This is a genomic window from Allohahella sp. A8 (genome assembly GCF_047946665.1).
Lineage (GTDB): Bacteria > Pseudomonadota > Gammaproteobacteria > Pseudomonadales > Oleiphilaceae > Allohahella.
Genome location: NZ_CP172312.1, coordinates 2385180 through 2407690 on the forward strand (window position 1 = coordinate 2385180; position 22511 = coordinate 2407690).

General features: G+C 56.4%; 18 protein-coding genes. 4 read left to right on the forward strand and 14 right to left on the reverse strand.

All coding sequences use genetic code 11. The features are described from left to right. The first annotated feature begins 154 nt into the window (after positions 1 to 154). A complete protein-coding gene (locus ACH3PB_RS10710; protein WP_416394688.1) occupies positions 155 to 1096 on the forward strand; it encodes a hypothetical protein in 942 nt (313 codons plus the stop codon). 80 nt (positions 1097 to 1176) lie between these two features. Here the strand turns inward: ACH3PB_RS10710 and ACH3PB_RS10715 are convergent, their stop codons facing one another. The 8 genes from ACH3PB_RS10715 to ppc all read right to left on the reverse strand — a co-directional run bounded on the left by ACH3PB_RS10715 (position 1177) and on the right by ppc (position 8923). After that, entirely contained in the window at positions 1177 to 1776 is a 600-nt protein-coding gene (locus ACH3PB_RS10715) for a YceI family protein (protein ID WP_416394689.1), read from the reverse strand. Between the two features lie 86 nt (positions 1777 to 1862). Next, the gene (locus tag ACH3PB_RS10720) at positions 1863 to 2420 is read right to left on the reverse strand and encodes a cytochrome b (RefSeq protein WP_416394690.1); all 558 of its coding nucleotides are present in this window, start codon (positions 2418 to 2420) and stop codon (positions 1863 to 1865) included. 40 nt (positions 2421 to 2460) lie between these two features. Beyond that, on the reverse strand, positions 2461 to 3348 hold the full coding sequence (locus tag ACH3PB_RS10725; RefSeq protein ID WP_416394693.1) for a class I SAM-dependent methyltransferase: 888 nt from the start codon (positions 3346 to 3348) through the stop codon (positions 2461 to 2463). Continuing rightward, positions 3329 to 3799: a hypothetical protein gene (locus tag ACH3PB_RS10730; RefSeq protein WP_416394695.1), complete on the reverse strand. Its 471-nt coding sequence runs from the start codon at positions 3797 to 3799 to the stop codon at positions 3329 to 3331. The genes ACH3PB_RS10725 and ACH3PB_RS10730 overlap by 20 nt, the downstream gene beginning before the upstream one ends. A gap of 12 nt (positions 3800 to 3811) precedes the next feature. Further along, complete coding sequence (locus tag ACH3PB_RS10735; protein ID WP_416394697.1) at positions 3812 to 4612, reverse strand: undecaprenyl-diphosphate phosphatase; 801 nt, start codon at positions 4610 to 4612, stop codon at positions 3812 to 3814. Positions 4613 to 4677: 65 nt separating this feature from the next. Beyond that, positions 4678 to 5349, reverse strand: a complete 672-nt coding sequence (tsaB, locus tag ACH3PB_RS10740; RefSeq protein ID WP_416394699.1) for a tRNA (adenosine(37)-N6)-threonylcarbamoyltransferase complex dimerization subunit type 1 TsaB — start codon at positions 5347 to 5349, stop codon at positions 4678 to 4680. 59 nt (positions 5350 to 5408) lie between these two features. Beyond that, on the reverse strand, positions 5409 to 6062 hold the full coding sequence (adk, locus tag ACH3PB_RS10745; protein WP_416394701.1) for an adenylate kinase: 654 nt from the start codon (positions 6060 to 6062) through the stop codon (positions 5409 to 5411). Positions 6063 to 6172: 110 nt separating this feature from the next. Then, entirely contained in the window at positions 6173 to 8923 is a 2751-nt protein-coding gene (gene ppc / locus ACH3PB_RS10750) for a phosphoenolpyruvate carboxylase (protein ID WP_416394703.1), read from the reverse strand. Positions 8924 to 9214: 291 nt separating this feature from the next. On the opposite strand from ppc, the gene ACH3PB_RS10755 reads away from it, so the two are divergent. After that, positions 9215 to 9556: a type 1 pili tip component gene (locus ACH3PB_RS10755; protein WP_416394705.1), complete on the forward strand. Its 342-nt coding sequence runs from the start codon at positions 9215 to 9217 to the stop codon at positions 9554 to 9556. 50 nt (positions 9557 to 9606) lie between these two features. Here the strand turns inward: ACH3PB_RS10755 and mazG are convergent, their stop codons facing one another. Further along, entirely contained in the window at positions 9607 to 10824 is a 1218-nt protein-coding gene (gene mazG, locus ACH3PB_RS10760; protein ID WP_416394707.1) for a nucleoside triphosphate pyrophosphohydrolase, read from the reverse strand. Then, complete coding sequence (gene rmuC, locus ACH3PB_RS10765) at positions 10821 to 12278, reverse strand: DNA recombination protein RmuC (protein WP_416394709.1); 1458 nt, start codon at positions 12276 to 12278, stop codon at positions 10821 to 10823. The genes mazG and rmuC overlap by 4 nt, the downstream gene beginning before the upstream one ends. Positions 12279 to 12323: 45 nt before the next feature. Between rmuC and ACH3PB_RS10770 the strand changes: the two genes are divergently transcribed. Further along, the gene (locus ACH3PB_RS10770; RefSeq protein WP_416394711.1) at positions 12324 to 12860 is read left to right on the forward strand and encodes an acyl-CoA thioesterase; all 537 of its coding nucleotides are present in this window, start codon (positions 12324 to 12326) and stop codon (positions 12858 to 12860) included. Here ACH3PB_RS10770 and ACH3PB_RS10775 read toward each other — a convergent pair. Together ACH3PB_RS10775 and ACH3PB_RS10780 are read right to left on the reverse strand one after the other, a co-directional pair. Next, the gene (locus ACH3PB_RS10775) at positions 12844 to 15813 is read right to left on the reverse strand and encodes a S8 family serine peptidase (protein ID WP_416394713.1); all 2970 of its coding nucleotides are present in this window, start codon (positions 15811 to 15813) and stop codon (positions 12844 to 12846) included. The genes ACH3PB_RS10770 and ACH3PB_RS10775 overlap by 17 nt on opposite strands. 38 nt (positions 15814 to 15851) lie before the next feature. Continuing rightward, complete coding sequence (locus tag ACH3PB_RS10780) at positions 15852 to 17072, reverse strand: hypothetical protein (RefSeq protein ID WP_416394715.1); 1221 nt, start codon at positions 17070 to 17072, stop codon at positions 15852 to 15854. A 22-nt stretch (positions 17073 to 17094) separates the two neighbouring features. Here ACH3PB_RS10780 and ACH3PB_RS10785 point away from each other — a divergent pair, with 22 nt between their 5' ends. Beyond that, positions 17095 to 17880: a hypothetical protein gene (locus ACH3PB_RS10785; protein WP_416394717.1), complete on the forward strand. Its 786-nt coding sequence runs from the start codon at positions 17095 to 17097 to the stop codon at positions 17878 to 17880. Positions 17881 to 17885: 5 nt separating this feature from the next. Here the strand turns inward: ACH3PB_RS10785 and ACH3PB_RS10790 are convergent, their stop codons facing one another. Both ACH3PB_RS10790 and fghA read right to left on the reverse strand, forming a co-directional pair. Then, positions 17886 to 21575, reverse strand: a complete 3690-nt coding sequence (locus tag ACH3PB_RS10790; protein WP_416394719.1) for a mechanosensitive ion channel domain-containing protein — start codon at positions 21573 to 21575, stop codon at positions 17886 to 17888. Continuing rightward, a complete protein-coding gene (gene fghA, locus ACH3PB_RS10795; RefSeq protein WP_416394721.1) occupies positions 21572 to 22486 on the reverse strand; it encodes an S-formylglutathione hydrolase in 915 nt (304 codons plus the stop codon). The genes ACH3PB_RS10790 and fghA overlap by 4 nt, the downstream gene beginning before the upstream one ends. Positions 22487 to 22511 lie beyond the last annotated feature (25 nt).

Here is a 22511-nt window from a genome sequence, read left to right on the forward strand (position 1 = left end):
GTGGCTTTAACAAAAGTCGCGCCGCCAATGAAATTACTGAACTTTGTTCTACACTTGCACATGAGTGTGCTGGTTTGTGCCTGCTTTGTGTCAGGGGCCTCAAAACAGGAGCATATTCTTAATCAAGCCGGCGAAGGGTACAGGAGCACTAAAAATGGCTAAAAACGAGAAAGGCGTTGTCAAAAAGAATATCGACAAGATCAGTGAAATCGTCTCAAAAGAACTCGGAAAAGCGACTCAGCAAGTGCAGAGCGTTGTAAACGATTTCTATAAGCAGGCCGAAGAGCTGCAGAAGCAGATCAAGGAACCTGTGCTGAAGATGATCGGTGATCTCGACGAGCTCAAGGACAAGGAACTCAAGAAGGTTCAAGACGAGTACCAGCGCGTCATCAAGGAACTGAATGATCTCCAGGAGCAGATCCGTGATCGTATTCCCATGCTGAAAGGAAAGTCTGGCGCCGAGGCGAAACGTAGACTGCCAGCACCAGCCAGATCCAAGGCAACCGCGAATTCGACTGCGACCACCAAGTCCGCGACCAGCTCCGCCGCAGCAAAGACGACCACCAAGCGTGCAGCATCTGGCGCTGGCTCGAAGAAGGCTAGCACCACCAAAGGCACTGCAGCAAAGACGGCTGCCGGCAAATCGAGTGCAGCAAAAGCCACCACTGGCAAAGCCGCAGCAGGCAAGTCAGCCACTACAAAGACCAGCAAGGCCAAGCCGGCTTCTACCGCTGCCTCCGCCAGTACAGGCGCTTCCGCCAAGAAGACTGGAAAGGCTTCTGGCGCAGCCAAGTCAGCCTCTGGGAAAAGTGCCGCACCAGGCGCATCAACCGGCTCGGTGAAGGCTGACGGCAAGAAGCCAGCTGGTAAAACCGCCAAGAAAGTCAATAGCCCGAAAGCGGCGACGACCAAGAAACCTGCAGCGGGCTCTAAATCGAGCGCGGGCAAAGCCACTACGGCTGGCAAGAGTTCGGCAAAGTCTGCCACGGGGTCTACTGCAGGCGGAACCGGCACCTCTGCATCGAAGACTGCAGCCGCCAAGCCAGCAGCTGCGAAGCAAAACACGGCAGGCGACGCGGATACCGATAAGGCCTGATCGACCGCTGGTCGAAGCAACAGGGCCTGCTGCAGACATTCATGTGCCTGCAGCGGGCTTTTTAGTTTACGGGGCCAGCCCTACTGTCTTATGCCTTCGATCGAGAGATATATATCGACCGTCTGTGAAGCCGGTCCAAGATCCTTCGGTACGCCGAAATCATCGAGCTTCAAGGTCGTAGTACCTTCAAAACCCTGCCTGTAACCACCCCATGGATCATCGCCACCACCAATTCTTGTCGCATCGATCACGATCTCCCTGGTCACACCTCGCAGCGTAAGGTCGCCAGTGATTTTGGCCGTTTCATCGCCCGTTTTCTTGACGTCGGTGCTCACGAAGCTTGCCTTGGGGTACTTGGTAACATCAAGAAAATCGTCTGAGCGCAGGTGTTTGTCCCGCTCGGCATGGTTCGAATCAATACTGGCCGTGTCAATTTCGACCTTGACCGAGCTCTTCTCCGGGTTCTTCTCGTCGAAATTGAAGGTGCCTGAGAAATCATTGAATCGGCCAAGCAACCAGCTGTAGCCAAGATGCTGAATCTTGAATTGGACGAAGGCGTGGGCATCCTTGGTGTCGATGAGATATTCCGCAGCCTGAACACTCGCTGAACCCAGCGCACTCGCTGCGAGAATTGAAGCACTGAGGAAGGCAGAGCGAATTTTCGAGCCTGATCCGAGCATGAATGACCTCTCTTGTTTGCCACGTTGAGCCATGGAAAGAGGTTCAACAGTAAAACAAAGGCAGAAGTCACATCATTACGCTTAGTTCATTTGGGTGGAGTGACCTTCAGCATGCGCATCAGGGTCTGGTCGCGATCCACAAAGTGGTGTTTGAGGGCGGCCGCCGCATGTACGCCGGCCATGGCTACCAACGCCAGCGCAGCATACCAATGCACTAGACCAGCCAGTTCCTCCCTGCCCTTTTCTGCCGCCAGCAAGGCAGGGACCTCGAACAGACCGAAGACCTCAATGCCGCGGCCATCAGCCGTGGAGATGAGATAGCCCGAAACCATCACGATGAAGAGGTCCAGGTAGAGGAAGCCATGCACCACGACGGCTGCCACACGCTCAAACTGTCGATGACCTGCCAAAGGCGCCGGGCGCTGATTGACCAGGCGCCATAGCAGACGGAGAATTACCAGCACGAATAGAAGCACACCAGCGCTTCGATGCAGATCCGGCGCGTCGGTGTACCAGGGGTCATAATAATCGAGGTCCACCATGTAAAGGCCGAGGCCGAACATGGCGAAAACTGTGATAGCGACAAGCCAGTGAAGCGTCACTGCAACGAGACCGTAGCCATGTTCGCTGTTTCTTAGCTGCATACGGCCTCTCTGATTTACCCCGAGTGGGACCAGGCGATACTCAGCGCGCCGATGGTTTCTTCAAAGATCTTAATGCATAGATATCGAAGCGACCAGCCTTTCCCTCGAGCTGCAGATCAGTCTGCTCACCCGCTAGGAAAGGCGCTAGTCTGGCTCGCTTGACCACGACTCTCGCGGGCTTCAATGCGAATGCTTTATCCAGAATTCTGCGCTCGTTCAAATGGCGTTCATCCGTGTCTGCAAGCTCTACAGCATGCAGCTCATGGAGTAGCTGCATATCCTTTTTCACCAGCGGGCTCAGCTTCCTGCTGGTGCGGCCACTTGCCTCGACTTTTGCAGCGGCGGCAAACATGGGATCGAGGTAGACGATATCGACCTGAACGTCCTGAGGCGGCGTCCAAAGGCTGAAGTCGATATCGCACAGCTGCATCCGGCTGATTACTTCCAGTTGCACGGCTGACGCGGCGCTGTGCCTGGCGCGCTCAAGCCCATCCTGCAGCAGCCTGGCAACGACAGGATGTCGCTCGAACAACCAGACCTGGCCCACCTGACTGGCAATAATATGCGCGTCACGGCCAAGTCCAGCTGTTGCATCAACCACGGTAAGTCCGGCACCCGAATTCCGGTGCAGACTCATGGCCTTGATCACCTGCTCCTGAGCGCTTCCGCCAGCGCTTCGGATTTTCTGCTGTCGGAATCCCGCCTTGCCTGAGATAAAGTCCACATACAGAGGCTTCAGTCGGGGCTCTGATAAACTCCGTAACTGCACTGCGCTGTCGGAAAACTCGAGGGCAAGTGAATGAGCTGTCGATGCCAGGGTTTCAATGGCTTCAGTAGGTACGGCATGAGGAAGGCAATCGAAATCGTGGGCAGCAGCGAAGCTTTGGGCTTCGGCTCGTCGCTCAGCACTAGATGAAAAGATCAACACCGATCAATTCTGTCGACGAAGAATCAGCGTTGCGTCTGTTCTGATCACTAGATTCGACAGCGCTATACATAGTCAAAGCGGCCTGACTTCGAAGGGGGAGCTCGTCCAGATCGCGTTGTCGACGCAAGGGCCCCTGCTCAACAGTAACAATACCTGAAGTACCGTCATCCCGCATTTGCCGAAGCTTATTGAGCTCGAGAAAAGCCTGCGTCGCCGCATAGGGCTCAATCTTATAGACAGCCTGATCAGGCTGCGACGAGCGGACGCTGGCATTGCCAATATCGGTAACAACCGACGGGCGCGCGCCAGCCCCGGACCGTAGTAAGTCCGATTGTTCATCGCGTCCAGAAGCAGGATCAGAATTCTGATGCGACTTCTGACGTGCTGCGGCGTTGTTCGGATACTGGTCAGGTCTTAGCCTTGTGGGCCCCTGACCGTTGATGACTGACATAGATCCAGAGAATCAGAAAAGGAATACCAGATATAATAGCCCAAGACCTAGCACCATGCGATACCAGACAAATGGCATAAATCCTATTTGTTGCAGTAATTTAAGGAACAGGTGAATACAGGCCAGAGCGCTAATGAACGATAGCACTGCTCCCACCAGGATCTGCATCCAGGCAACATCATCGCCACTCGTGGCCAGCTTGAGCGTCTGATGTCCACCAGCTGCAAGTATGAGCGGTATGGACAGTAGAAAGGAGAAGCGCGCTGCAGCGATACGATCAAGACCCAAAAACAGCGCCGCTGTCATCGTAATTCCTGATCGGGAAACCCCTGGAATAAGGGCAATCGCCTGTGCAAGGCCTATCAGCACTGCATCCTTCAGAGTCAGCTGGTTGATGGTTCGAATGCCACGGGCCTTGTCAGCGAAGCCGAGCGCAATGCCGAACACAATGGTGGTGACTGCAATAACAAGTACAGAACGGAGCTCTTCTTCTATGAAATCGGCAAATACGAGACCGAAAATGACAGCCGGCACCGTTCCAATGACAACAGCCCAGGCCAGACGGGATTCCGCCGATGCGCCCTTGCCACCTATTTGCCTGAACCAGGCCTGAGTGAGCAATGCGACATCCTCACGAAAGTACAGCACTACAGCCAGTAGTGTACCGATGTGCACGGCGACATCGAAAGCCAGCCCCTGATCTGACCAGCCCAGAATCTGGGACGGGAGTATGAGATGGGCTGAGCTCGAAACCGGAAGGAATTCGGTAATGCCCTGAATCAATGCGAGTACGACAATTTCTAACCAGTTCATACCGCTTTAGTTCCGCTGCCAGTGTTGATCACGTTGATGAAGATCCTTGTCTTCCCTAATCCCTGCTAATTCGAAGGATCGGTCTTATGGGTAGTCTTTTTCCAGGCGGACGCACCGCGGAGGTAAACTGGGATGGCAGCTGCCGGCATCTCAACCGTCGTATTGCCAGTCCGTCTTGCTGCCAGCAAGGCGATACTTTCTGCACTTGGTTGATCAATGACCACGCGGAGTTCATCAGGGGCTGATGTAGAAACGGCGAAGTAATCACCCGTCATTAGCCGAACCGCTTCTGCTTCGAGCTGAGCCAGACAGGCTTCAGGTGTGCTGAGTTGCGCCTCACCAACTGCGCGAAAAGGCAGCTCGTTCGTGCCCTTATCAGCCACTTCGAATATCTGCCAGTACACCTCGGCCATTCTGGCGTCGATTACGCAGGCAAAACGGTCACCTGGGTCCAGGCCTTCCTCACTGGCGCGCTGCCAGGCCAGGGCGTGTAGCGAGCTGATACCAGCCACAGATTGCCCCCCTGCGAACGCAAGCCCCTGCACCAGTGCCGCGGCGATCCGGAGGCCGGTAAACCCACCCGGGCCAGCGTCGAAGGCCAGAACGTCGATTTCAGACACAGAAGCCAGCCCTGCGGCGGTAATGAGTTCATTGGCCATGGGCAGAAGTCGACGTGCATGAGCCCGTGCGGCCGACTCGCTCAGACTGCTTAGCTGGCCCTGACAAAGCAAGGCCACCTCGCAGCGTTCAGCCGACGATTCAAACGCAAGGATGGTCTGCTTCGCTGGTATTTTTTTCAGTTGTCGAGCTTCTCAAAGATCTGATCACGAATGCCGTTGACATCGCCAACACCATGCACCCTGAAATATTTGACGTGAGTATCGGCCTCTGCTTCGCGAGCCTTGTAGAAGTCGACAAGCGGCGCCGTCTGGGCGTGATAGATCTTGAGACGCTTGCGTACGGTATCTTCATGATCGTCGCTACGTTGAACCAGCGGCTCACCAGTGACATCGTCAACGCCAGCCTGCTTCGGCGGATTATGCTGCATATGATAGATCCGGCCACTGGCCTCGTGGACTCTACGACCACTCAGACGCTGGACGATTTCCTCGTCATCTACAGCAATCTCGATAACGTAATCGATAAGGATACCCGAGTCCCGAAGCGCTTCAGCCTGGGGAATAGTGCGCGGGAAGCCGTCGAACAGAAATCCATTCGCACAATCTGGTTGCTGAATTCGGCTTTTGATCATGGCGATGATCAAATCATCAGATACCAATCCACCAGCGTCCATGATGTCCTTTGCCTGACGTCCGAGCTCAGTTCCCTCACGGACCGCTGCACGCAGCATATCACCAGTAGAAATCTGAGGAATATCATAACGTTGGGTGATGTTCTTGGCCTGCGTTCCCTTGCCTGCTCCGGGCGCACCCAGCAAAATGACTCTCATAACGTAGTTCCTTGGAAAATTGTAGGGAGGCATTATACGTAAGCGTGCCTGCTTGTCCAAATTCTACAGGTGAGTTCACCTGAAACCGGATGCAGAACACGCCAGCGCGTTCAGCCAGTGTTTCTCATGCCCGCAGCCACACCTGCCATTGACACCTTCAAGGCTTTTTCCACTGTCTCCGAGCCTCGTTTGTCGGCGGACTGCCGCCTGTCACGAGCCAGCAGCTCGATTTGCAGGTAATGCAGTGGGTCCGTGTAGGGATCGCGAACTTTGAGGCTAAGTCTGAAAACCGGGTTATCGGCAAGCAGACCGTCCTGTTTTTTAAGCTCACGAACCAGTACCACAAGTTTCATGACTCGCTGCCGGAGCTGTTTCCCAATGTCATGCAGACGGGGCTCCACCAGACGGGCTTCATAGGATGCCGCAATGTTGATGTCCACCTTCGCCAGAACCATTTCGAGCATATCGATGTGGGTCTGGAAAAACGGCCAACTCGCCAGCATATCTTCAAGTACGGATTGCTTACCTTCGTCTATCGCCTTTTGCAGTGCGATATCGCTACCTAGCCAGGCCGGCAGCATGAGCCGCATCTGCGTCCAGGCGAAGATCCAGGGGATGGCACGAAGCGTCTCGACACCGCCACCAGTCTCGCCAGGCGGAATCTGCCGGCGAGCCGGGCGGCTACCCAAGGCCAGTTTGCCAAGTTCCTGCTCAGGCGTGGCTGCTCTGAAGTAGGCCACGAAGTCATCGTTACCCTTGACGAGTGCTCGATACGATGTGGTGACGCACTTCGCCATGGCGGTCATGGTCTCACGCCATTCCGGCTCCGGATCTGGCGGCGGAGTGAGCGTAGCCTCCAGGACTGCACCGACATACAGATTGAAGCTCTGCACTGCCACAGCAGGCTGCCCGAATTTGAAGCGGATCATTTCGCCCTGTTCCGTGATTCTCAGACGACCAGCCACGGAACCCGGCGGCTGCGACAGGATGGCGCGGTTGGCTGGTCCGCCGCCCCGTCCTACGGTACCACCTCGGCCGTGGAACAGGGTCAGACGCACCTTGTGGCGCTCGGCCGTGGCGACCAGCGCTTCCTGCGTCTGATATTGGGCCCAGGCCGCAGCCATCTGACCGCCGTCCTTTGCCGAATCGCTGTAGCCAATCATGACCTGCTGATAGCCACCAGTGTAGGCCTTGTACCACTCGGTACTCAGGAGTCGATCGATGCTTTCGGCCGCGCCGTCAAGGTCGGACAGCGTTTCGAACAGCGGCACGATGGGAATGTTCCGTGTAACCCCGCAAGCCCGCAACAGCAGTATCACTGCCAGGACGTCCGAAGGTTGACTGGCCATCGAGATCACATAGCAGGCGACGCTGCCTTCCGGCTGGGCAGCAATGACACGACAGGTATTGAGCACCTCGTGCACCTGATCGCTCGGCCGCCAGTCGAAGGGCAAAAGCGGCCGCTTGGAGTCGAGCTCGCGCACCAGAAAGGCCTGCTTTTCGGCTTCCGACCAGCTTGTGTAGTCACCATAGCCAAGTTCGCTGCATATCTCACTGACGGCTTCACGATGGCGACTGGAGTCCTGCCGGATATCCAGGCGCACCAGCGACAGTCCGAAAGTTCGCAGACGGTAGATCGTATCCAGCAGCGGACCCTTTGCAATTACACTCTGTCCACAGGAGGTGAGTGAGTCGTAGCAGAGCCGTAGTGGCGCGAGCAGCTCCTCATCGTAGAGCAGCACATCTCTCGACGCGGAGTCGAGCGACAGCAGTTGCTTCATCTCACGCAGGTAAGTTGGCAGATCCATGGTGGAGACTCGCCGCGCCCAATGGCGCGTCGCTTCCAGCCTGTCCCTCAGGTTGGTCAGCATCGCCCGATATGGCTCATTGCTGCCGGGGACTCGTTCGCGAAGCTCATCTGTGGCCGTAGACATCGACAGTTGTGCCCGAAGCTGCTCGATGTCACGCAGGAAAAGATCGGCTGCCATCCAGCGGCTGAGCGAGAGCACCTCCTGCGAAACCGCATGCGTCACGTTCGGATTACCGTCCCGATCTCCCCCCATCCATGACGTAAATCTGAGTGGCGAAACGTCTGGCGGCAGTTCCTCGGAAAGGCGTTCGTTCAACACCGCGTCGATCTGGCGATAGAACTTGGGCACCGCTTCCCAAAGCGAGTACTCGATGACCGAGAACCCCCACTTCGCTTCATCGACTGCTGTAGGGCGGGTCTGGCGAATTTCGTCGGTATGCCATACTTCCGCAATCAGTCGCTCCAGAATCTGCCTGAGCCCATCACTTTCAGACTTCAGCAGGTCATCCCGGTCGAGCGCCTTCAAAGTCTCCGTTATGGCATCGTACTTCTGGATCAGCGTTCGGCGTGTAATTTCGGTCGGATGTGCGGTGAGCACGAAGTCGATATGCATATCCTTGATGGCTGAAAGAATACTGGCCGGCTCCTGACCTTTTTCCAACAATCGCCCAAGCGCCGTCTCCACGGTATCCAGCCGGTTAACGACGAGTTCATCGGCCGGCGCCTTGCGCCGCACGAAATGGTACTGTTCAGCAATATTGGCAAGGTTCAGAAACTGGTTGAAAGCGCGTGTCACCGGCACAAGCTCATCATCCGACAGCTTCCCCAGCACAGTTTTCAGCTCATCCGAGCCCACCTTCCTGTCGGTTTTCGCCGCCTGCCTGATAGCCTCTATGGTGTTGAAGAATTCATCACCAAGGTGCTGCCTGATCGTCTGACCAAGCAAATCGCCCAGCAATCTGACGTTATCCCGAAGCGAGGGATCGAGCTCGATTTTCGCTGGCTTGTTCGCTTGTGGAGCCGCACCTGCTCCGGCTTTGAAAGTGCTCATAGCTTGCAACTCCTTTGGCTATATCCATGGCTGCAACCGAAATGTAGTTAATTCGGACTACAAGACGGCAACATACTGCAATAGAAGACTACAAAACTCCGGCGGATTTAGGTAATAAATCCTATGGTACTTACCCGCCCATCTTCCTAAACTGTTGTTAGCGGTTGAATATTGAGCAAGGTGGTCGAGGTGTGATCAGACCCATGCTCTGGCAACCACGCTGCAGATAATCTGCAACACACGACATCAACGTAATGTATACCAAACGCTCAAAGCGACAGGATACCGGATATGAATATCAATGCGCTGGTCAATCACTGGGAAGACACAGCTAAGGTCAATCTCACTCACGAAGAATACACGATGCGCCTTCGTATGGAGGACGCTGCCCGTATTGCAGCACTGGCAGAAATGTACCCCCGCCGATCCCAGGGAGACATCATCAGTGAACTACTTGCAGCAGCCATCGATGAACTCGAGAGCAGCATGCCCTACGTCGAAGGACGCAAGGTCATCGGCTGTGACGAAATGGGCGACCCGATGTACGAAGATGTCGGTCCAACGCCCCGCTTCCTGGAGCTCAGTCGCAAATACATGAGCCTGATGAAGCAGAACCGCGCAGCCAATGGCTGAGCGGTAGTCTGTTCGACCCGTCAGGGACCACAGGGTATCTGACGGTTGTGTCATCTATGAGGCGAACGCTTCGCCTCTCCCCAGAGCGCTTCCATGGTGTCGAGCGATACCGCCTTCGCCAGCCAGCGCTCCCGGCTGATCCCCTGTTTCACTAGCGCCTCTTCGATATAGTTGAAGCGGCTTGTGAACTTGGCATTGGCGTGGCGCAATGCGGCCTCCGGATCGATCTTCAGAAAGCGCGCCAGATTGACGCAGCAGAACAGAACATCACCAAGCTCATCAATGATACGCGTGTGTTGACCAGGCCTTGATTCACGTCCCGATTGGTCTGCGCCAATTTCCACGCCCAGCTCTTCTATCTCCTCCCGCAACTTATCGAAAACGGGCGCGAGTTCTGTCCAGTCGAATCCAACTTCCGCGGCCTTGTTCTGGAGCCTCGTTGCTCGTTGCAGTGCAGGCAGACCGCTGCTGACATCTGAAAGAAGCGCTTGCGCCTGCATTGATGAGCTCGCATCACCAACGCTGGATGCGCCGCTTAGCCCCAGCGATTTCTCCTCAGCCTTGATGCGCTTCCAGTTCGCACTGATCTCGTCTGGATCCACAGTTGAGCCAGGCGATCGGCGACTGCCGAGCTGACCATCAGGAAAGACGTGAGGGTGCCGCCGCAGCAGCTTGCGAGTAATGCTTCCGACCACATCTTCCCAGACGAAATATCCCGCTTCTTCAGCCATTCGGCAGTAGAACACAGCCTGGAACAGGTAGTCACCGAGCTCTTCAGCCACATGCGGCCAGTCTCGACGCTCTATGGCTTCCGCGAGCTCGTAGGTTTCTTCGATAGTATGAGGAACGATCGTGTCGAAGCGCTGTTTCAGATCCCAGGGACAACCATCTGCTGTCTGCCTGAGCCGACTCATGAGATAGCGCAGATCCTGCAGTGAGTAGTCATCTTCAGGCTGGTAGTCCACACCGGGCCAGCACTGTCTGATCTCCTCCGCCTGCTGCTGAAGCGTGAAGGTCGCCCACTCGATGCCGTTGCAGTCGATATCGTTGCTAACACCATCGGACTCTGCAAGTTCCCAGCCCAGATGCCGAAGGCGGGTCTCAGTGGCCTGTCTTACACAGATATTGAGTTCGGGCGTTCGCCACAGCGCAAACTGGCCGTTAATAATGAGCGTGGGACGACAGCCCAGCCGGCTCGAATACTCATTGATGGTCTGCTGCAGATCGGTACAGTCCAGTGACAGGTGAAAGCGTCGAGCCATGGTCATGTCGGGTCCTCCGCAGAATCAGTGGCGTTTCGTGGCAGTGATTTGACGATCGGCACGCCCATGTCGCGGAAACGGTCGACTTGCTTGACGAGGCTGCCCTGCCCGTCCTTCACACCGGACCATGCCTGATCATAGCTTTTCTGAACGGTATTGATCTGCTGCCCCAGTCTCTCCATGCGTTCAAGAAAAATGCGTAGCTTGTCGTGAACCTTTGCAGCCTGGGCCGCCAGAGCCATGGTGTTCTGGTTTTGCTTGTCGATAGTCCACAGGTGGGCCACGATTCTGAGACAGGCCATCAACGTGCTCGGCGTCACCACCGCGACACCGGCCTGATAGGCCTCACGAAAAAGTGTCGGTGCGCGCTGCGCCGCGGCCAGGTAAGCCGGCTCGGTAGGCACGAACATAAAAACAAGTTCAGTACTCTGCAGCCCGCGCAGCTTCGGATAATTCTTGGCTGAAAGCGAGTTGAAGTGTCGGCGAAAAGCGAGCACCAGTCTGTCGAGTGCCTGGTCACGCTGCTCATCCGACTCGGCCGAAACCGCTTCGATATAGCTGTTGAGCGAAACCTTGCTGTCGAGGACGATATGCTTGCGCTCCGGCAGGTTGAGGATGAAGTCGGGGCGGAAATGCTGTCCCTCTTCGTTCTTCAGCGAGGTCTGGCAGTCGTATTCTATGCCCTTCCGCAGCCCAGCATCCTGCAGCAAAAATTCCAGTTGCAGCTCGCCCCAGTCCCCTTGAATCTTCTTGTTGCCCTTAAGCGCATTCGTGAGATTGAGTGCATCTTCACCCATACGAGCGCCGAGTTCGACAATTTTACCGATTTCGGCCTGCAGCGCAGAATGCTTGGTAATCGAAGCATCATGCACATCATTCACACGCTTCTCGAAGCTGTGAATCTGCTCCCTGAATGGCTTGAGCAGTGCATCGATCGACTCACTGCTGACCTTTGAAAACTGCTGCGTTTTCTCTTCGAATATTCTATTGGCAAGATTTTCGAAATCGCGCGTCAGCCGCTCCCGACTTTGCTCGAGCAGGGCCAGCTGCTCGGCGTGGCGCCGATCGCGTTCGGCGAGATCCTCTTCACGTCTGCGGGTAACGGCTTCCAGCTTGGTCTCGAGCTCCCGACAGAGCACTGCGCTCTGTTGCTCCCGCTTCTGCCCCTGCTCGAGTTGATATCGCTGACTTTTTTCAAGTTCGCGATGCTGCCATTCAAGGTCCGCCAGCGCCTGAGACTTCACCGCGAGCGCCTGCCTGACTTCCGTCAAGGCAGCGGCCTGCTCGGTCTGCTGCGCCACGTGTTCGGCGTGCAATGCGCGCCGCTGCCGACGGCCATGCATGTACACGAGGAAGCCGGCAAGGATTGCGGCGCCGGCAGCGACTGCGATAGCAGGTATCGCGGCGAGAGGCGCAGTGAGTTGCATGATAAGCTGTTGCAGAAGATCTACTGATTTCATGTGTGACTTTATACAGTAGACTGCCGCTGAAAGCAGCAGCCGAAAGTGCTGCAGACCATACTGGAGTGGAAGATGATCGAACAGAAGAAAGGCGTGAGCGCCTCATCAATAGAGGGCCATGTTTACAAGGTCTTTCCGAGTGACCTGAACGCTCACTATTCCGTCTTCGGCGGCCTGGTCATGGCGACCTGTGATCGGCTTGCGCTGGTTGTAGCCGAACGCCACAGCGGATTTCCCTGCGTGACAGCATCGGTCGATTCCATGCACTTCAGGGCACCGGCCAAAGATGGCGACACCTTGATATTCAAGGCTGCAGCCAACAGGGTATTCAAGACCTCAATGGAGATCGGCATCAAGGTCATGGCCGAAAACAGCTATACCGGTGATGAACGTCATATCGTCTCAGCCTATTTCACTTTTGTCGCTCTGGACGAAGACCGGCATCCCGTCGAAGTCGCTGACGTCGAGCCGGCAACGCCTGATGAAGTCAGACGCTACCACAATGCCGAGATCCGGCGAAGCGCCAGACTCGACACGCGGCAACAGCTCAAGGTCGGGGCACAGCTTACTCGGCAGCAGTAACGCCCGTTCGCAGCTTCGTCACAAGGTCGAGATTTCGCTTCGACTCGTTGGCCACCACGATGATCTGCGCATCGCCGAGTACCGGATAGGCGCCACACACTTCGCCTATACTGCAGCTTTCGCCATTGAAGTCGATATCGGAGCTGACGGACAGTGTGTACGTACCGTTCGGCACATCCTTGAACTCGTAGGTCGCGGACGAGTTGCCATCTCCGCCAATCCGCTTGGTTCTTACCACCTGTTGCGTGCGGGAATCTGCCAGTGAAACAGTGACACTGGTCAAGACGCCGGCAACACTCTGGGCACCAACTCTCACCGATACCGGAACCTGCAGCTCATGGAAGCTACCGAGCACTTCGTCATACAGCGTGAAGTTGATGATAGAGCCATGTACACCGTCACCCAGCGAAGAACGATCAACCACGACTTCATACTCGCCGAACAGGCCGCCATTGACCGATCTCACCTGCAGCCAGGTCTTGTCTGCGTACAGATCACTCAGTATGAGATTACCGCCACCTTCGTTCTTGAGCGTGAACTTGCGACTGTCACGCAGGCCAAGACTTACGAAACTGGGCGTCGCAGTCAATGCCGGGGGCAGCGGAATGGAATCAGTGCCTGCGGCCAATCGTGAAGCAGCCTGCACCGCTTTCAGCGCATTGATGCGGCCGTAGCCGAAGCTCACTGTAGTACCCTGGACCGGACCAGCGCCGAACTCACTGTCAGTAATCGCATCGGTGATCAGACCGCTCCGGATCAAACTCATCAAACCGTCATGATCAAGCACTGGGTACAGACCCTTCATCAGCGCAATTACACCTGAGACATGTGGCGCAGCCATTGAGGTACCGTGTAACGGCAGATAGACAGACTGCGACTGGCCAGCCCCTTCTGATGAGGTGCTGAACACACCGTCAGGACGTGCATCGCCGGTGTCATCGCGAGCAAGATCACCGCCTGGCGCCGTAACATCGACATAGCTGCCATAAGATGAATAGGGTGCACGTCGGTTGCCGGCATCAATGGCACTGACTGCGATGACCTTCGGATAGGCCGCAGGAAAGAAGTCAGCATCATTGCGCTCATTACCGGCCGCCGCGACAAAAATGACGCCCGCTGCCGAACCTTCTGCAATGGCATCAGCAACAGCCTGGGCATAACTGGGACCGCCAAAGCTCATATTGACGACGTCGGCACGTCGCGAAGGCACTCGCCCGGACACGTTGGACAGCCCACTGGCGTAGCGAATAGCCTGAACGATGTCATAGGTTTCACCGCGCTCAGTAAGCGTGCGCAAAGGCATCACTCTCGCACCCCACGTGACCCCGGACACACCAATGCCATTATTGGACTTGGCAGCTATCGTTCCGGCCACATGAGTGCCATGAAAGATTGAGGTAAAACCGGTACTGGCGTTGAGCTCCTCGTTGGGATTCGGATCTACGCCATCACCATCGCCAGCCTGCTCTGCGCTGCTGATAAAGTCATAACCATCAATCAGCTGACCAGCCAGATCTTCATGTTGCGCAATGATGCCTGTATCGATGACCGCTACGGTGACTGGGGCGGCAGGTGGAAGCCCGGTGGTGATATCCCAAGCCTGAGGCAGGCGGATCATGGAGAAATTCCACTGCCTGTCCCATAACGGGTCATTGGGCACGGCACTGGGCGCAACGTAATAGTTCGGTTCGGCATACACCACGCCAGGCTCTCTGGCCACACGCTTCATCAGCCGCAAAGTCTGCAAACGGGCAAAAGCCTCTGCATTGCGCGCCTCAAGCTGGCGATTTGCCTCAAGCTCCACATCGGACGGTGGTGGTGTGTCTGGACTATCAGACGCCGCTGCTGGACCATCATAAGCCAATTCAGCTCGGGTATCGGTGGACAGGTCGAGGCTCATCAGCTCCGGCATGTCTGAACCAGCGTCAGCCGCAATACTGGCTGGTGCCGATGCCATGGCACTGCTCTCGCGCTTGACGATGAGCTCGCCCGGGACGAAGTCGGCCGGCCGCAAGCGATCTGAAGCCATGTCACCAGCTGAGGCATTCGAGCCAGCACGGACATTCAGCAGGTACTTGGAACTCCCTGAGACGCCTTCCAGCAATACAACGTAATCTCCGGTCGCAGGAATGGTCACGGCTTCGTTGGCCTCGAGACCTACCGAGTTGGAAACCAGATCAGCCTTGGCATCAAAGAGGTACATATCGATATCGACCTCAGCTGCCTTCCCAGGGGATGCATTGAAATCGACCACCTGCAGCTCGAGGCGCTGGCCTGCAGATAGCGTCATCGCATAATAATCTGCCGAGTCCTTTTCAGCTGCGAATCGCCCATTGCCGCCGGTCGGCATGCTGCTGAGGAAGCCCTGTATGGTCGCGAAGCTTGCGACAGGCTGGGCAGAATCGAACGAGTTATTCTCTTTGAACGGCGCGGCTGGATCGTTAACGTCCGAATCGGTCACGATGGCTATGGCAGAAGTAACTTCGCCCGCCAGGGTGTTGCTGGATACAACATTCGCACAGCTCACCAGAACCGAGGAAACATTCGCCGATTCTACCGTACCGCTACCATTCGTGACGGTGCAGGACTGACCCGCTGGTGGCACGAGCACTTGAACTTCGTAAGGATTACCGGTTGCGACGCCCGCCTCAAAAACAAAGGGCCCATTCTGCGTCACCAGCACCTCAGCGCCGCTCCGCTCGATCAGCCTGACTTCGCCCTCCAGACCCTCGACTGTGCCGCCTACACGATACTGTCCAGCCGGCAGGGGTGCGCCCGACCCCTGCCCGGGGATCGGCAATCCGCCTGGGTTTGCTGGTGGCGCGGATCCGTCGGACCCGCCGCTGCCACCACCACAGGCCGATAGCTGAACAGCTGCTGTCACCAACAACAGCCAGCGAAGCAGCCGCGAACCGGCAGCAAATGAAGTAACGCGTGAAAAACTTTGAACCATTCTGTTTATTTCCCCGAGCCGGAAGACGCTATGCTCTGCTACGCAAGAAACCGTTGTATGGCCTCCAGACGAGCCTTGCGTAACTCCCTACCGACTTCTATGCCTTTGAAACCTTTTTTTATCAATTCCTTGGCGTCTACCGATGCTGCTGCGGCCAGTGAGGCTACGACTACCTGGTAGGAGAGACCCCAAGGCCGTTTATCCTGGTGTGGAAGTGTACACAGGTCGATCAGGGCTGTATTGACCGCACTATTACGTAAAGCTACATCCTGAATCTCTTCGTAACACTGCGCCTCTGTACATAAAAAGTACAGACATGCCTTGAGGCAGTCCTGTATAAGTTCGGGACGGCGAAAGGCATCTGCTGTCTCGAAAAGTTCCAACAGAACTTCGGCTCTGCCCTCGACAGCGACCTCATTTTTTAGCAGCCCACTGATTACACTAAACTTATTGGCGCAGAGCCTACAGGTCAGCAGCGCCTGCTTCGGTGTCTTCAGGCGTTGGTTCAGGCTATCAGCAGCCTCCTGTTCGAGCGCACAGGCGATGATGCCCATCCTGACAAACAATGACTCTTCCGCCGTAGCGGCGGCATCAAGTGCCTGAAGCGTGCGATCCCACTGCATTTCAACGAAATTAAATTCAGGAAATAATGCCTGAATCGCAGCACATTGCATCAGGACCTCAAAGAACCGTGAGGGACGACACTCCAGGAGCGCGCGACTCATTTCTTTCCAGACGCGTTCTGGCGTCAGCAGTTGAAGTTCTCCTGACGCAGCGATCTCGGTCATCAGGATGCGAGTTTCTTCAGCAACGCTGAACTCCGGGAAACGGGCCGCAAATCTCGCAACCCTGAGCACACGTAGCGGGTCCTCTACGAAGGCGGAGGATACGTGCCTGAACAAGCGGTGCTTCAGGTCCGTCTGGCCGCCATAAGGATCAATCAGTTCACCTCCAGGACCTCGGGCCATGGCATTGATGGTAAGGTCCCTGCGCTGCAGGTCTTCTTCAAGCGTAAGATCCGGACTGAAATCACAGATGAATCCTGTATGTCCCTTGCCGGCCTTGCGCTCAGTGCGAGCGAGCGCATACTCTTCATGTGTCTGCGGATGCAGGAAGGTCGGAAAATCATTGCCGATCTGCGTGAATCCTGCTTCGATGAGTTCTTCAGGTGTAGCACCGGTAACGACATAGTCACGATCGACGACAGGTCGACCCAGAAGTTCGTCACGTACCGCACCGCCTACCAGAAATATTTCCATAGAATTGACGTGTTACCTGTAAATGAATGAACGCGGAAAACGATTCGAGCGCGGCCTGGACGGTGCTTCAGCCCTGTCGCAAGCCGAGATAGCCAGGCTTACGGGCCTAGCCCTGTGCGAATACACGCAGTCCCGGCTATGGCAGACCGCTTACGCCTCGGATGCACTGTATCTCAACCACGAGCTGCAGTGTCGTGTGGGCACTGGCAGAGCGACCTACCATCGCTTCGACTCGGCCCGGCGCACTCACCTCATCGTGTTTGGTCAGAAGATGATCGTCGACAAGTGGGAGTCCGCTCTGCACGGTACGGGCTCGCTTGAACGCTGGCTGACCGTCAGGGAGATCCGGCGTTATGGCTTCTTCGGCGGACGCGTCAGCCTTTGCCTGGCGCTGCTGCAGACCTGCCTGCATGAATTCGCCCACCTGTTGCAGACTGTGGAAAGGAAGCGCAGATATCGCAGCGTACACAACAGCGCCTTCTACGCCACCCTGCACAGGCTGCACGACCGGCTCGATCTCGAGCTGGCGCAACACCAGCTCAAGGCCCTGCTCCCACCGCAGCTAGCGAGTTCAGACGTGTTCGAGGCGAGCGTGGCGCCACCGCGGCGTCATGACAGCGAAGTTGCATCCAGGCCCTTCGCTGAAGGCGATCCAGTGGTCTTCCAATACAGACAGCAGCTTGTCCGGGCCTTCATCATCAAACGCAACCGGGTAAACTATAAGCTTAAGGGACGCGGTACTCATAGCGGCTTGATCTATCGCTGCCATCCATCGTTGCTCAGCCCGGATCTGACCGTCGCACCATGAACAGCTCACTGCCCGTCCGGCGACGCAACGCTGCCAGCATCCTGCTCACGCAGTAGCCGCATCTCGAGCGGCTGACTCGTCGAGAGATGCACATCACGCTGCGGATAGGCAATTGAGATACCCGCCTCGTTCAGAGCCTCGTAAATCTGCGTGTTGAGCTCTGTAGCCACCGGAATACGCAGTGCGAGTTCACCTACGAATGCTCTCAGGAATATCTGCAGGGCACTGTCTCCGAAGGTCTCGAATGAAACAAGAGGCGCAGGCTCGGCAAGGACATTGGGGTGTGAAGTAGCTACCTTCCTGATGATCTGCATGGCCTGGCGCGGATCGGAGCCGTAAGCGATGCCCACAGGTATCAGCAGACGCGTGGTCTCATCCGTAAGTGTCCAGTTCAGCAGACGGCTGGTAATGAACTCCTTGTTGGGAACGAGCAGCTCCTTGTTGTCCCAGTTCCTGATTGTCGTAGCGCGAATCTTGATTCTCGTCACCACACCATCCGTATCACCGACCGTCACCACGTCGCCAACGCGTATCGGGCGCTCGAATAGAATGATGAGTCCACTGATAAAGTTGGCAACAATCTCCTGAAGACCGAAACCGATGCCGACACTGAGCGCCGCCGCCATCCATCCGATCTGCGACCAGTTTGCCCCCACTTGTGCCAGTGCCACGATAATCCCTACGCCCACCACGAGATAGCCTGACAGGGTCCTGATGGTGTAGCTGCCACCTGGCCCCATCGCAATGCGCTGCAGCACGGCAAATTCCAGCAGGGCCGGAATGCGGCGGGCGGCAAAAATAGTGAGCACGATAACGAAAATCGACAGACCCAGGTCGAACAGGGTGACCGGCACGATGCGAGCCTCTTCGCCAGTACCTTCCGTGTACTGCCAGACAGCGACTTCCTCAAAGATATTGAAAGCCGGCAGCACATCCTCCCAGATGAACCATAGGCCAAACGCTCCGGCCGCAAGCATGACAGTACTCAGCAGCTCACGCATGCCCTTGCTGAGCACGGCAATATCAAGGCTCGACTCTTGCTCTGCCTCAGCCGCTGCTTCCACGGCGATTGTAATTTCTGGATTGCGCAACGCTTCACTCTCGTCCGAGACCTGAGCTGGCGAGGCGGCCGCCGCCCTGGCGCTGAGACGTGCCGCATTTCGCTTCTCGATGGCTCGCTGGTAGGCCACTTTTCGCTGGGCGAGTATGATGCCGCGTACCATGAGAAGGTGAATTATCAGCAGGGCGACCAGCAGGAAGATGGTATCGCTGATCAGAACGAAGACCGTGCCTACGGTGTAGAGATAACCGAGCAAGGCCGTAGCGGCCAGCACCGCCGGGATCAGTGTCGAACACAGAATGAGGAACTTGTGAACCTTCGAGGACGCCTCCCGATGCCGGTAACGCAGATAGATTCTGATAACACCTCTATCCTTGTTGAACAGTTTCATCAGGGCATAGCCCAGCGCCGTCAGTGACAGCAGTGGCACGAGATTCGGCAGTGCGCCAACGCCGGAACCGAAGTCGAAATTGATGACGAAACTTGCCACCAGGATCAGCGGTAGAACAAGGTAAAGGAAGCGATTGAGATCGCGGTATATCATTTCTACATATTCCCTGGGCCATCGCAGGTGCGCCACGGCAATGCCGTCCGGTATGCATAGCATGCGAATGACTTGCAGGTAGAACAACAGCGAGACCATACCCCGAAGCGAGGCGGCCAGTGCAACGGCGGGACGGCTCTCCATTGGCGTTTGCTCAAGTGCCAGACTGATACACCAGAAAATGACCGGCCACGGGAGTGCCAGTAACAGTGTTACCGCGAGCGCTTTTGCCGACCATGCAAAACTGTCAGTACTCAACCGGCCAAGCGGCACGGCATATTCGCGCAACATCTTTTTCAGACTGTACCTGCGCAGATAGGCCGCAAGGGCAAGGATGGCTCCAATCCACCAGACCAGGCCAAAGCTCAGGCTCTGTTTGAGGTCAGACAGCATCCCTCGCCAGTGCTGAAATCGCGAAAGCTCACGAACCTGGGTGCCTATGCCCAAAAGCATGCCGGTGTCGACGACCGGGCTACTGCGAATCCACAACAGTCGTTCATTGATGAAGGCCTGGAAGGTTTCGGCCTGGTCATCTAGTTGCGTCAGAACGTAATCGAGTTCACTGAGACTTTGCAGATAGGATTGATCGGCGCTGGTCAGCTCATCCAGAATGCCGCGGCGCGTCTCCAGCACAGGAATCATCCGCTCCACGAATTCCGACTGCGCCATCACGTCTGGCTTGATTTTTTCGCGCCGGTACAAGCGTTCAGCGTAGTCATCGAGGTCGCGCAGCTCCCTGCGCATCTCAGAGTTCTGAATCTGGGACAGACCCGCACGAGCTATAAGATCCTGACTTGTAAGCGCCCGTGCTTCGAGCAGGCGTGGTTCTCTGAGCTGCCTGCGTTCTTCGAGAAGAATCTGGCCGAGTGCCTGACTGAGACCAGCCACCTCGACCTTGCTTCGGGTATAGCGGAAGCGTTCACGAATGTCAGCAAGTTCGTCGTTGGCAGCAGCCACATTGCGATCGATGACTTCTGTAGACTGCGTTCGCCGTAATAGGTCATCGCTCAGAGCCAGGTTATGTTGCTGGGCGTTAGCAATGACCTTCTCACCGGGCCCAAGCTTCTGACCGCTTGCCTGCACATCCGATTTGACGTAAGCCTTGAGACGACTCGCTTTTTCGATCTTGAGGTCCGCCATACGCTGCTGGAGCAGTCGCACCAGCTTGGTCAGGCGCTCTGCCTTGATCGCCATAAGCGTGCGTTCGGCTTCGATAAGATCACTGCGAAGCGGCTGGCTCGACAGTTCGATCTGGTTACGTAGGGCTTTTTCGGTAAGCGCGAGGGCTTCAGCCGACAGCGCCCATCGCTCAGTGAGCGACTCCATGTCCGAGAGCGCCTGCGCCATCGGCGCCGTGGTCGAATCCTCGGCCTCTTCCTCCACGAGCGCAGCAAAAGCCTTATCGACCGATGGCAGGTCGGGCTGACTGTCATAGGTCTGCAGAGCAATGTCGATTCGAGTTAGTCGATCATTGATTTCGCTCAGCTCCCGACGAGCCTGGTCTGGCCTGGACCTTAGCTCTGTCAGCTCCGCCGTCAGGCTTTCAAGCCGGCTATTGAGCTGCTCCAGCTCAGTTTCAGACTCGACGAGACGGCCTTCGAGCACCTGTTGCAGCTCGGCGAGCCTGGCCGGGTCAAGCTCTGACAGCGGCGCTGAAAGATCCTTATCCTGGGCAACCAGGTCTGGCTCCTTCTCCCTCTGCAAGCGCTGAGTGACGAGCTCCCGGGTCTTGAGATCCTCTGCCCCGTTGTCCAGCCTCTCCTGATACTCGTTCGCCTGCTTCTTGTCCGTACGCGCCTGCTTTTTATAGACGCTGATTTTCTCGAGCCGATCCAGCAGTTCCTGTTTATCAACTTCTGGCAGATCGCGCGCTTCGATACGCGCCTTGAGCGCTTCGATCTCGGCTTTGGATGGCACGTCCTCCTGGGCGGCTCGATACGCCGGCGAACCGGTATCGCCATCAGTCTGGGCGCCTGAAGATGCCGCCGGAGGCGCTGCAGCCAACGAGCCGGCAAACAGTATCTGACAGCCTAAAACCAGGAATAATATTTGTACGAAAGCCCTACAGCTGAAACCGACGCTTTTTCTCACCTTGACGCCAGACCTGTCTGCAGCTGACCAGCGTTAATCGTATCCGGATGCTTCAGCTGCTCGAGATGATAGCTGATGTGATCCGCAATAAAGGTCTGAATGAAGAAGTAACTATGGTCATACCCTTGGCGAAGGTGGTAATCGAGTTCTATGCCCGCATTCTCACAGGCCTCCTGCAGGGCCTCCGGCCTAAGCTCGCCCTGCTCTAGAAAATTGTCTGCACTGCCCTGCTCCACCCTTATCCTTGAAACACCCGTGGTGCCCTTTCTGATCAGACTGCAGGCATCGTATTGCGACCAGTCCGTGTCGTCGGAACCCAGATAGGCTGTGAAGGCACGCCGGCCCCAGTCACACTGACTGGGTTCAGAGATCGGTGCGAAGGCACTGACTGACCGAAACAGATCCGGGCGCCTCAGCGCCAGGACCAGGGCGCCGTGGCCACCCATCGAATGGCCGGCAATGCCCAGATGTGCCGGAGACACAGGAAAATGCTCATTCACCAGGGCCAGGAATTCTTCACTGATGTAACTGAACATCTGGTAGCCGTCACGCCACGGAGCCTGGGTCGCATCGACATAAAACCCAGCACCGGTACCAAGGTCGTATCGCTCATCCTCGCCTGCTATGCCGAGTCCTCTCGGGCTGGTATCGGGCACCAGCAGAATACAACCCGCCGCCGAAGCAGCCGCCGCCGCGTGGGCTTTCTGCACGAAATTCTGGTCGGTACAGGTCAGGCCGGAAAGCCACAGCAAAGCGGGTTTGCGGTCTTTCGAAGGATTACCCGCTGGCGCTGCATTGCAGCCGGGCGGCAGATAGACCGAAAAGGTCATTTCACACCGGCAGACGGCCGAAGCATGGCTGTACCGTTGCCAGACGCCGTCAAAACACTTGTTGGTCTCGAGAAGTTTCATCGTGCCTCCTGGCTGCACTACGCGG